This window comes from Mesorhizobium sp. WSM4841 (genome assembly GCF_055811515.1).
In genome coordinates this window covers 73,658-83,623 of the sequence record NZ_JBVVQC010000032.1, presented here as the reverse complement: position 1 = coordinate 83,623, position 9,966 = coordinate 73,658, and the positions used below count along the sequence as shown (strand labels likewise).

Here is a 9,966-nt window from a genome sequence, read left to right as displayed (position 1 = left end):
TAGGCCAAGGCCAGACGCAGCAATGTCGCTGCGTCCGCAACATTGCGACGACGTACCAGCGCTCCCGTCGCTCGCGCCGTCGTGTCAAGATCAACACATTGCGACAGTCTCGAGATCAGAGCCTGCCAGTCGCTTTCAATCGAATCATTCCTCTGCATCTGGCCTAGGAATCACATCTCGATTCCACCAGTCTACCCCTAAGTTAGCGCCTATGGGACAGCGCCCCCCTCTGTCCTGCCGGACATCTCCCCCACTTGGGGGGAGATCGGCCGTCATCCTGGTTTTCGCCAATCGCCACCGCCGCAGGAGTGCGTGGAGCGCCGAAGCTGCCAATCTCCCCCCTCGTGGGGGAGATGTCCGGCAGGACAGAGGGGGGCGCGAAGGATCGCTACCGATCGGCTTTTATCTGAGCCGATGCATTCTTCAGGCCATGAGCCATGAGCCATGAGCCATGAGCCATGAGCCATGAGCCATGAGCCATGAGCCATGAGCCATGAGCCATCCAAACTCAACCGCCGCTCAACTCACAGCGGATTTTCAGCATAGAACTCCAGCACCCGCTGCTTGAAGGTCTTGTCGCCGACGGCCAGCATATGGTCGCGGCCCTCGATGTGAAAGGCCCTGGCGTTCGGCATCAAGGCGGCCAGTTCGTCGGGCGAACCGCCGATATCGTCCTTGGTGCCGACGGCAATCAACGTCGGCTGGGCAATACGCGCAATGTCGGCCTCGGCCAGCAATTCCCGCGAGGTGGCAATGCAGGCGGCCAGCGCGCGGCGGTCGCTGCGAGTCTGGTCGGCGAAGGCGCGAAACGAGCGGCCGCGCGGATGGCTGGTGGTATCGGGATCGTCGGCCAGAAGCGCGGCGGCGATCGGATCCCAGTCGCCGACGCCGTCGACCATGCCGACGCCGAGACCGCCGAAGACCAGCGTCGCCACCTTGTCCGGGTCGGAAAGCGCCAGGAAGGCCGAAATCCGCGCGCCCATCGAATAGCCCATGACATGGGCGCGTTCGATGCCGAGATGGTCGAGCAGGGCCGCAGCGTCGGACGCCATCCGGTCCGGCGTATAATCGGCCTCCTCATAGCTCTTCGACGAGGCGCCATGGCCGCGATTGTCGAAGGCGATGGCGCGGTAGCCGGCATCGTTCAGCGTCTTGAACCATCCGGGCGACACCCAGTTGACGTAATGGGTCGAGGCAAAGCCGTGGATCATCAGCACCGGATCGCCCTGCCCCGTTGCCGGCTGGCGGTCAAGGAAGGCAAGATCAAAGCTGCCATGGGAGAAAAACTGCATTTGCGACGGTTCCTGCGCGGTCAGTCGTGCGCAGTGCCGATTGCCGGGTGACGCAGCAGGTCGCCAGCCTCGATGCCGCCCCTGGCGGCGGTGCCCGCCTTGAGCTCGAGCACGAAGCGAACCGGCTCGCCGGGCGAGATCATCGCCTCGGATTGCGGCTCGCCTTGCTTGACCGCCCGGATCCTGCCGTCCTGATCGACAAAGAGCAGGTCGAGCGGCATCGGCGTGTTCTTCATCCAGAAGCTCACATCCCGAGGCTCCTCGAACACGAACAGCATGCCATGATCGTCGGCCATCTCCTCGCGAAACATCAGGCCGGCCTCGCGCTCGGCGGAGGTGTCAGCGATTTCGACGGAGAACGAGCGTTCGCCGCCTTTCGTCACCGCGACCAGCGGCTGCGGGTCGACGGCAAGGATCATCGCCCGGCTGTCTGCCGAAGCCGGTTGCTGCGAATGGAAGAAAGCGCCTGTCGCGACGACAAAGGCGATCGCGGCGCAGACTACGCCCGTTGTCAGCCAGTTCCTGTAAGTCATTCAGAATCCTCGGCCATCGCCCTAAACCATGATCCCGAACCTACGGTTCGGAAAAGATCATGGTCAAGCAGAAAGCATCAGGTAGCGTCCCGATTCGATCGGGATGAGACCTTAGTGCGAGACCGGCAAGGTACCCATATCCGGGTGAATTTCGGCAGCCATAAGGCCTTTGTCGCCGCGCCCGAAGCGGACCAGCACGACCTGCCCCGGCCTGAGCTCGGTAATGCCGTAGCGGCGCAGCGTTTCCATGTGGACGAAGATGTCCTCGGTGCCCTCGCCCCGGGTCAGGAAACCGAACCCCTTGGTGCGGTTGAACCATTTCACCAGCGCCCGCTCGAGCCCGCTTTCCGGCGTCACCGAGACATGCGTGCGCTGATCCTGCATTTCCGCGGGATGGGTCGCGGTGGTGAGATCCATGGAGAGCACACGGAACGCCTGCAATCCACGCTCGCCATGCTTGACGAGGCAGACGACGCGAGCGCCTTCCAGGGCGGTCTGGAAACCGTCCTTCCGAAGACACGTCACATGGAGGAGAATATCGCCGGAAGAGCCGTCATCGGGAAGAATGAAACCGTAGCCCTTGGCCACGTCGAACCATTTGATGGCGCCCGCAACTTCAACGAGATCGGCCGCATCGCCGCTCTCGTCCCTTCGCAAGGCGTTACCGGTTCCGTCCCGCCCCATGAAAGAGGCCTTTTCCCCCATAACAACGCCCCCCTTTTTCCAAGAATACCGCAACTGATTCTTGACGTTAGATTAACACTGCCGCTTCCGCTGTGTGCAAGACCTTCCGTGCCTTTTTTCACGGTTCATTGCAGGAATACCGGATTTGTTGTTTGCCGGCGGGACCGGCTATCGGGAATTGCCCTTTGGCCGGGTGGCCCCTATGTTCCGCCGCAACGCAACATTTCGAGGAAGATCACATGCGCTACCTCCACACCATGGTCCGCGTCGCCGACATCGATGCATCGCTCGATTTCTACTGCAACAAGCTCGGCCTCAAGGAAGTGCGCCGCCACGAAAACGAACAGGGGCGCTACACGCTGGTCTTCCTCGCCGCGCCTGAGGACGAGCAGAGCGGCATCGCCCACAAGGCGCCGCTGATCGAGCTCACCTACAATTGGGATCCGGAGGACTACAAGGGCGGCCGCAATTTCGGCCACCTCGCCTACGAGGTCGACGACATCTACGCCACCTGCCAGCGGCTGATGGACAAGGGCGTCACCATCAACCGGCCGCCGCGCGACGGCAACATGGCCTTCGTCAAATCGCCGGACGGCATCTCGATCGAGCTTCTGCAGAAAGGCCCGGCCAAGGCCAAGGCCGAGCCTTGGGCTTCGATGCCGAACACCGGAAGCTGGTAACCATCACAAGATCGAGAGTGGGTACGACCAAGCCGGACATCTTATGGCGTTCCTCGAGATCGCGCCTATCTGTCCGGCGATCGCGCCTGCTTCCGAAATTGGCGCATCTTGCCTCAGGAGAAATCCATTCATGCCGACCAGCCATGCCGATGTCGCCACTGAACATGCGAGCCGTTATCTGCAGCAGCTCTGCAAGCACTGGGCACACAAGTTTCCCGTCGAGTTCGACCCGAACCATGGCACGATCGATCTCTCGCTGGGCCGCACGGTGCTCGATGCCGATCCGGCAGCGCTGCATATCGCGGTAACCACTGACGAAGCCGGCTCGCTGGAGCGCCTGGAAACGGTCGTCGCCGACCACATCAAACGCTTTGCTTTCCGCGAAGAGCTGACATTCGACTGGAAAAAGGCTCCGGCAGCGTAGGCGACCACGTTCAGCCGCCGCGGCCAGCCTTATCCAGCAGCGCCTGCACCGTGCGCCAGTTGCGCGCGGTGCCGGGCACTTTCAGCGTGCGCGGGATGAGGTTGGCAAACACCGATTTGCCGAGACCTTCCGGGGCGTGAAGGTAAAGCACGTCGCCCCTGATCTCGAACCGTTCGGGACCGGTGCATTTTTCGGCCAGCCGCGCGACCTCATCGGCGTTCGGCGACCGCTCCAGCACATAGGCGTGAAGCTTCGTCGGTTCCCCGGCAACTTCCGGATAGGGATTTTCTGCCACCAGCCGCTCGAACCAGCCGAGATCGCGCACCATGATGCGCGAGTGAAATCCCCATTTCTTCTCGAAGGCCGCTTCCAGCTGTTTGGTCAGCGTGGCCGCATTGCCCTTTGCCGAACGGAACACGACGTTGCCGCTCTGCACATAGGTGGCGACGTCGCGAAAGCCGAGCTCCTCGAAGAACGACCGGAGTTCGGCCATCTTGACGATGCGGTTGCCGCCGACATTGATGCCGGAAAACAACGCAACGAATATCTTCGCCTGGCCGCTCATATGATGAACCCGGCCAGCGTCTCGTTGTCGGTGATATCCTGATACTGGACGCCCTCGGCCTCGAAATTGGCGTTGAGCAACTCGAAATTGCGGCGGTCCTTGGTTTCGATGCCGATCAGCACCGAACCGAAATTGCGCGCCGATTTCTTCAGATATTCGAAGCGGGCGATGTCGTCGTCAGGGCCGAGCAATTCGAGGAAGTCGCGCAGCGCGCCCGGCCGCTGCGGAAAGCGGATGATGAAGTACTTCTTCAGCCCCTCGAAACGCAGCGCCCTTTCCTTCACATCCGGCAGCCGCTCGAAATCGAAATTGCCACCCGAAACCACCGCGACGATGGTCTTGCCTCTGATTTCCTTCTTCGAAAAATCCTTGAGCGCGTCGATTGCCAGTGCGCCGGCTGGCTCCAGCACCACGCCTTCGACATTCAGCATCTCGATCATGGTCGCGCAGAGCCGGTTTTCCGGGATCAGCCGCACTGTGTCAGCAGCAAACGCCCTGAGATGCCGCAACGGCTCGCGGCCGATTTCGGCCACCGCCGCGCCATCGACGAAATTGTCGACCTTGGTGAGCTTGATGCGCTTGCCTGTGGCGAGGCTCTCGCTCAGGCTTGGCGCGCCGGCCGGCTCGCAGAAGACGAAGCGCGCGTCGCGGCGCTGGTCGGCGAAATAATGCGTCACCCCGGCCGCCAGACCGCCGCCGCCGACCGGCAGCATGATGATGTCGGGCATCCGCGCGCCAGGCATCTGGCCCGATATCTCGTAGGCGACGGTCGCCTGCCCCTCGATGATGTCCTTGTGGTCAAACGGCGGCACCATGTGCGCACCGGCACTCTCGGTGAATTCGAAGGCGGCGCGGTAGCAGTCGTCGAAAAAGTCGCCGACCAGCCTGATCTCGACGAACTCGCCACCGAACAGCCGCGTCTTGTCGATCTTCTGCTGTGGCGTCGTCACCGGCATGAACACCACGCCTCGTTTGCCGAAATGACGGCAGACGAAGGCAAAGCCCTGCGCATGGTTGCCGGCGGAAGCGCAGACGAACAGCTCGGCATCGTTGCCGGCGTCGAGCGCCTTGCGGAAGAAGTTGAAGGCGCCCCTGATCTTGTAGGAGCGCACCGGCGACAGGTCCTCGCGTTTCAGCAGCACGCGCGCGCCGGTCTTCTTCGACAGATAGTCGTTTTCCTGCAGCGGCGTCTCCGGGAAAATCCGGCGGATCGCGGCAGCGGCGGCAGCGACGCGGGAGGAGAAACTGGACATCGGAAAAATTACCCCGGATCGTCTGTGGTGTTCGCGAAGCTAGCACACGCCGTGCATGTTTGATCAGGGCAATCGTTCTGGCTTTCGCGCAACAGTGCGATGGCTGTCGCGCGGCGCTGAGCGCATTTCGGGTGGATATGACTTACTTCTGCCGCACTTCGGCTGTCCGGGAGGGTTCGCGGAGGTTGGATTAAGCCTTTCGGCCGGAGTGGAATTCTAGAGTTGAAGAAGATTTGCATCCTTGTCCTTGCCTTGCTCGTTGCCGGCTGTGGCGGCCGGCAGACCGAGGAACTGCTCGGCAGCGCCATGGTGTCCGCGCCGGTGACGGACATCGCCGGCAACCACAGCATCTTCATCGCCACGACGCGCAAGCGCTCCGACGATCCCAGCAAGGTTTTCGACCGTGAGCGCTCGGCCACGTTGAACTATGCCCGCGCCAACGTCACTGTGCCGGGGACCCATGAAACCGGTCAGATCGAGCGGCGCTCGCGCGGCAAGTCGAACGACCCGGCCAAATACTTCATGGCCTCCGACGTCGTCGGCTACGACACCGCGCCGAAATTCTCCAGCGCGCTCAGTGCCGACATCGCCGCGCGCGGCGGCCGCGTCATGGTCTTCGTCCATGGCTACAACACCGGCTTCGACGCCGCCGTCTACCGCGTCACCCAGATCGCCCATGATTCCGGTTACCCGGGCACGCCGGTGCTGTTTTCCTGGGCGTCGGGCGCCAAGACCCGGGACTATGTCTACGACAGGGAAAGCGCCAGTGCTGCCCGCGATCAACTGGAAGTGACGCTGAGAATGCTTTCGCAGACCGGCGCGCGGCGCATCGACATCGTCGCCCATTCGCTGGGGACCTGGGTTACCATGGAAGCGCTGCGCCAGCTCGCCATCAATGGCGACCGCGATCTCAGCGGCAAGCTCGGTGACGTCGTGCTGGCCTCGCCCGACATCGATGTCGACGTGTTCAAGAGCCAGATGCGCCGCTACGGCAAGCCGAACAAGCCATTCATCCTGCTTTTGTCCGACGACGACCGGGCGCTGCGGCTCTCCGGCCTGATCGCCGGCTCGCGGCCGCGCGTCGGCGACTACAAGGACGCGGCCGACCTCGCCGACTACGGGGTGAGCGTCGTCGATCTCTCCAGCGTCAAGGGATCGGATCGCTTCAACCACACCAAATTTGCCGACAACCCCGAACTGGTGAAGATGATCGGCCAGCGGCTGCGCGAGGATGACGGATTTGCCAGCGACCGCGACGTGACCGACCGCATCAGCCTGCTCGGGCAGTGAGGTGCGTTCGACGCCCTGTTACTTTCGTCCCGCATGGTGACGGTTGCGGCAGCGCCGTATCACTTTCAACTGGACCGGCCGGCCCCCGGCTTTATCGAAATGGCGAGCGACGTCACCAGCTTGACGTCCCTCCTGCGGGAGCCTGCGTGACCGTGCGTTCGAAGGTTGTTCTCGCCGTAGCGTTTGCGCTCGCCGTTACCGGCTGCGCCGGTCGCAAGACACATGACCTTCTCAACACGACGACCGTCACGGTGCCTGCCTCCGACATCGCCGCCAGACATGAGATCTTCGTCGCCACCACCCGAAAAAAGGCGACGAAAGATCCGCGGCAGGTGTTTGATGGTGATCGTTCACCGACCACCAGTTTTGCCAGCGTCGAGGTCACCGTTCCGAAGATCCATCGGGTCGGCGCCATCGAGCGGGTCAGGGGCACCGCCAACAGCAATCCGGCGAAGGATTTCACGGCAACTGAGGTCGAATTCTACGAAGGCGCCCCGCAATTCGCCAAGGCGGTCGGCGCCGACATCGCGATGCGCGGCGACCGCGCCCTGGTTTTCGTGCACGGCTTCAACAACGGTTTCAACGACGGCATCTACCGGCTGACGCAGATCGCGCACGACACGAAATACTCCGGCACGCCGGTGCTGTTCTCATGGGCGTCGAGCGGCAAGACCACGGGTTATATCTACGACAAGGAAAGCGCCAACGCCGCGCGCGACGATCTCGAAGAGACGCTGCGCATGCTGGCCAAGACGAAGGCCAAGAGCATCGACATCATCGCCCATTCGATGGGTACCTGGGTGACGATGGAAGCGCTGCGCCAGCTTGCCATCACCGGCGACCGCGATCTCAGCGACAAGCTCGGCTATGTCATCCTGGCCTCGCCCGACATCGACGTCGATGTGTTCAAGAAGCAGATGATCCGCTACGGCAAGCCCGACAAGCCTTTCGCCATCCTGCTTTCGGGCGACGATCGCGCCCTCAGGCTGTCCTCCCTGATCTCCGGCGACAAGCCGCGCGTCGGCGACTATGGCGACGCGGCCGACCTCGCCAGCTATGGCGTTTCGGTGGTCGACCTGAGCAAGACCAAAGGCGGCGACCGCCTGAACCACGCCAAATTCGCCGACAACCCTTTCCTGGTGCAGTTGCTCGGCGACCGGCTGCGCGCGCCAGCCGGCCTGGCATCGGAGGAAGCCAATCCGGCGCAGCCGATCGACAATCTCGGCCAGGGCATCGGCAAGGCCGTCGGCTCCGTCGCCGAGATCGTCATCACCACGCCGTTCAGGGTGCTGACCATCGCCACCGGCGGTTGAGTGACGTGGGCTCGCCCTTGGTCGTTGTCAGACGAACAGGTCGACCTTCTGGAACGTCGTCACGTCGATCAGGCCGACATCGGAAATCCTCAGTTCCGGGATGACGACCAGCGCCAGCAGCGAGTGCTGCATGTAGGCGTTGTTCAGCGAACAGCCCATCTGGCGCATCGCCTCGGTCAGCTTGTCGGCCTTGGCCGCGACGATTTCGGCGCGCTCGTCCGACATCAGCCCGGCGATCGGCATTTCGACCAGCGCCAGTTCCCTGCCCTTGGAAAACAGCACGACGCCACCACCGACCTCGCCCAGCCGGTTGACCGCCAATGCCATGTCCTGCTTGGAGGTGCCGACGACGATGATGTGGTGCGCATCATGCGCCACGCTGGAGGCCATGGCGCAGTCGGTCATATAGCCGAAGCCGGAGACGAAGGCATTGGTGACGCCGCCCGTGCCGCGGTGGCGCTCGACCAGCGCGATCTGGCAGACGTCGTTGCGGCGGTCCATGGCGACCAGCCCGTCCTCGACCGGAAGATCGGCCTCGAGCGCCCGCGTCGGCGCTTGGTTCTCGATCACGCCGATGACCCGCACCCGCACCTCGTTGGCGCCGATGGGCGCCATGATGTCGAAATCCCCTGGTTTGAGCTTCTTGCCGAGCTTGACGGTGTTCTTTGCCGTCTTAGGATAGTCATAGGCCGGAATGTCGATGTCGAGCTTGCCGCCCTTGGCCAGCCTGACGCCGCGGCCATAGACCTCGTCGATGGTCATTGCGGCCAGATCGGAGACGATCAGCAGATCGGCGAGCCGCCCCGGCGCGATCGAACCCAGCTCGCGCTCCAGCCTGAAATGCTGGGCGGTGTTGAGCGTCGCCATCTGGATCGCTGTCACCGGCTTCAGTCCCTGGCTGATGGCGTGGCGGACCACCCGGTCCATATGGCCCTCATGGACGAGCGTGCCGGAATGGCTGTCGTCGGTGCACAGGATGAAGTTGCGCGGGTCGAGCCCGCTCTCTGTCACCGCCTTGATCTGCGAGGCGACATCGTACCAGGCCGAGCCCAGCCTGAGCATCGCCTTCATGCCCTGGCGGACGCGGGCGATGGCGTCCTCAGCGCGCGTGCCCTCGTGGTCGTCCTCGGGGCCGCCGGCGACGTAGCCGTGGAACGGCAGGCCGAGATCGCGCGAGGCGTAATGGCCGCCGACTGTCTTGCCCGCCCTTACCGTCGCGGCGATCTCGCCCGCCATCACCGGATCGTTGGCCGCGACACCGGGAAAGTTCATAACCTCGCCAAGCCCGATGATGTTTTGCCACGCCATCGCCTCGGTGACATCGGCGACCGTCAGCTCGGCGCCGGCATGCTCCAGCCCCGGCGCCGAAGGCACGCAGGACGGTATCTGCACAAGCACGTTGATCGGCATGGCGACGGCCTCGTCATGCATCAGCCGCACACCCGGCAGGCCGAGCACGTTGGCGATCTCGTGCGGGTCGATGAACATCGAGGTGGTGCCGTGCGGGATGACCGCGCGACAGAACTCCGTCACCGTCACCATGCCGCTCTCGACATGCATGTGCGCGTCGCAAAGGCCTGGCACCAGATAGCGCCCACCGGCATCGACCACTTTGGTGCCCTGCCCTATGGCGTGACCGGCATTCGGCCCGCAATAGGCGAAGCGGCCGCCGGCAACGGCAATGTCGGTGCCGGCGATGATCTCGCCGGAGTGAACGTTGACCCAGCGCCCGTTGCGGATGACGAGATCGGCGGGCCTCCTGCCCATCGCGACGTCGACCAGATGCGTCGCCGCCTCGGCCCAAGGTTTTGGTTTCGTCGCACGCGCGGTCTTCGCCATGAAGAGACTCCTGTTTTCCCGACTGTGCCAAGCCGATGGCGTTTTGACCAGCAAGATCAGCGGATGCTTGGGCGCTCCCCGGCCTTAACATCG

General features: G+C 63.2%; 10 protein-coding genes. 4 read left to right on the top strand and 6 right to left on the bottom strand.

All coding sequences use genetic code 11. The annotated features are described in order from the left end of the window. Positions 1 to 524: 524 nt before the first annotated feature. The 3 genes from AC0L14_RS28205 to AC0L14_RS28195 all read right to left on the bottom strand — a co-directional run bounded on the left by AC0L14_RS28205 (position 525) and on the right by AC0L14_RS28195 (position 2,509). Positions 525 to 1,292 (bottom strand): alpha/beta fold hydrolase, encoded by a 768-nt coding sequence (locus AC0L14_RS28205; protein WP_473487967.1) that lies wholly within the window; start codon positions 1,290 to 1,292, stop codon positions 525 to 527. 20 nt (positions 1,293 to 1,312) lie between these two features. Next, positions 1,313 to 1,825 carry a DUF192 domain-containing protein gene (locus tag AC0L14_RS28200; RefSeq protein ID WP_473751443.1) on the bottom strand — a complete coding sequence of 171 codons (513 nt, stop codon included), beginning with the start codon at positions 1,823 to 1,825 and terminating at the stop codon, positions 1,313 to 1,315. Positions 1,826 to 1,936: 111 nt separating this feature from the next. Then, the gene (locus tag AC0L14_RS28195; RefSeq protein WP_473487965.1) at positions 1,937 to 2,509 is read right to left on the bottom strand and encodes a cold-shock protein; all 573 of its coding nucleotides are present in this window, start codon (positions 2,507 to 2,509) and stop codon (positions 1,937 to 1,939) included. A gap of 239 nt (positions 2,510 to 2,748) precedes the next feature. Here AC0L14_RS28195 and gloA point away from each other — a divergent pair, with 239 nt between their 5' ends. Further along, positions 2,749 to 3,189: a lactoylglutathione lyase gene (gene gloA, locus AC0L14_RS28190; protein ID WP_473487964.1), complete on the top strand. Its 441-nt coding sequence runs from the start codon at positions 2,749 to 2,751 to the stop codon at positions 3,187 to 3,189. A gap of 130 nt (positions 3,190 to 3,319) precedes the next feature. Continuing rightward, positions 3,320 to 3,613 (top strand): DUF2218 domain-containing protein, encoded by a 294-nt coding sequence (locus AC0L14_RS28185; RefSeq protein WP_473751442.1) that lies wholly within the window; start codon positions 3,320 to 3,322, stop codon positions 3,611 to 3,613. 10 nt (positions 3,614 to 3,623) lie between these two features. Here the strand turns inward: AC0L14_RS28185 and AC0L14_RS28180 are convergent, their stop codons facing one another. Both AC0L14_RS28180 and ilvA read right to left on the bottom strand, forming a co-directional pair. Then, positions 3,624 to 4,178, bottom strand: coding sequence for a DUF1697 domain-containing protein (locus tag AC0L14_RS28180; RefSeq protein ID WP_473487962.1), 555 nt, complete (start codon positions 4,176 to 4,178; stop codon positions 3,624 to 3,626). Further along, a complete protein-coding gene (gene ilvA / locus AC0L14_RS28175) occupies positions 4,175 to 5,431 on the bottom strand; it encodes a threonine ammonia-lyase IlvA (protein ID WP_473487961.1) in 1,257 nt (418 codons plus the stop codon). The genes AC0L14_RS28180 and ilvA overlap by 4 nt, the downstream gene beginning before the upstream one ends. Before the next feature lie 222 nt (positions 5,432 to 5,653). On the opposite strand from ilvA, the gene AC0L14_RS28170 reads away from it, so the two are divergent. After that, entirely contained in the window at positions 5,654 to 6,721 is a 1,068-nt protein-coding gene (locus AC0L14_RS28170; protein ID WP_473487960.1) for an alpha/beta hydrolase, read from the top strand. Between the two features lie 146 nt (positions 6,722 to 6,867). Then, on the top strand, positions 6,868 to 8,034 hold the full coding sequence (locus AC0L14_RS28165) for an alpha/beta hydrolase (protein WP_473528240.1): 1,167 nt from the start codon (positions 6,868 to 6,870) through the stop codon (positions 8,032 to 8,034). A 27-nt stretch (positions 8,035 to 8,061) separates the two neighbouring features. Here the strand turns inward: AC0L14_RS28165 and ade are convergent, their stop codons facing one another. Further along, complete coding sequence (gene ade, locus AC0L14_RS28160) at positions 8,062 to 9,873, bottom strand: adenine deaminase (RefSeq protein WP_473487959.1); 1,812 nt, start codon at positions 9,871 to 9,873, stop codon at positions 8,062 to 8,064. Between the last annotated feature and the right edge of the window lie 93 nt (positions 9,874 to 9,966).